Source organism: Streptomyces sp. SP17BM10 (assembly GCF_036322405.1).
GTDB lineage: Bacteria > Actinomycetota > Actinomycetes > Streptomycetales > Streptomycetaceae > Kitasatospora.
The window spans coordinates 1-762 of sequence record NZ_JAQYXB010000428.1; the positions used below are offsets into that span (position 1 = coordinate 1).

Consider the following 762-nt stretch of genomic DNA (forward strand, 5'->3'; position numbering starts at 1 on the left):
CCGCAACCGCCGTCCGCACCGGCCGGGCGGCCGCCCGCGCCACCGGCCTGAACAAGGTCTACGGGGAGGGGGAGACCCGCGTGGTCGCCCTGGACAACGTCAGCGTCGAGTTCCCCCAGGGCGAGTTCACCGCCATCATGGGCCCCTCCGGCTCCGGCAAGTCCACCCTCATGCACTGCATGGCCGGCCTCGACACCGTCTCCTCCGGATCCTCCACCATCGGCGACACCGAACTCGTCGGACTGAAGGACAAGCAGCTCACCCAGCTGCGCCGCGACCACATCGGCTTCATCTTCCAGGCCTTCAACCTCCTGCCCACCCTCACGGCCCTGGAGAACATCACCCTCCCGATGGACATCGCCGGCCGCAGGACCGACAAGGCCTGGCTCGACCGCGTCGTCGAGACCGTCGGCCTCTCCGGCCGCCTCAGCCACCGCCCCTCCCAGCTCTCCGGCGGCCAGCAGCAGCGCGTCGCCTGCGCCCGCGCCCTCGCCGGCAAGCCCGACATCATCTTCGCCGACGAACCCACCGGCAACCTCGACTCCCGCTCCGGCGCCGAGATCCTCTCCTTCCTGCGCAACTCCGTGCGCGAACTCGGCCAGACCGTCGTCATGGTCACCCACGACCCCGTCGCCGCCTCCTACGCCGACCGCGTCGTCTTCCTCGCCGACGGCCGCATCGTCGACGAACTCCCCAACCCCACCGCCGACACCGTCCTGGACCGCATGCGCCGCTTCGACGCCAAGGGCCGCACCAGCTGAC

Annotated in this window: 1 protein-coding gene; it reads left to right on the forward strand. The window is 70.9% G+C overall.

Annotated features, from left to right (window positions below; genetic code table 11):
• Positions 1 to 761 (forward strand): ABC transporter ATP-binding protein (locus PUR71_RS04555; protein WP_329925012.1); only part of this gene is annotated, 761 nt, incomplete at its 5' end.
• Position 762 lies beyond the last annotated feature (1 nt).